1 protein-coding gene is annotated in these 203 nt (G+C 62.6%); it reads right to left on the bottom strand.

Features of this window, described 5'->3' with window-relative positions:
- The coding region (locus IB250_RS29200) for a VCBS domain-containing protein (protein WP_192347029.1) at positions 1-203 on the bottom strand (203 nt) is incomplete at both ends.

Here is a 203-nt window from a genome sequence, read left to right as displayed (position 1 = left end):
CGGTGTTGGGTTGGGCGACGAAGGTTGCGGCGCTGTCGACATCGCTGATGGTCAGGGTGCCGTTGGTGGTCAGTGAGGCATTGGTCTCGGTGAGGTTGGCGATGTCGGCGGACAACACCGCGGCGTCGTTGGTCCCGAGGATATTGACGGTGACCGAGGTGACGGTGCCATCGGCACTGCTCACGACGAAGGTATCGGTGTAG

This window comes from Pseudomonas sp. PDM09 (assembly GCF_014852305.1).
Lineage (GTDB): Bacteria > Pseudomonadota > Gammaproteobacteria > Pseudomonadales > Pseudomonadaceae > Aquipseudomonas.
The sequence above is the reverse complement of the archived record's forward strand: the minus strand, read 5'-3'. Positions and strand labels throughout refer to the sequence as shown.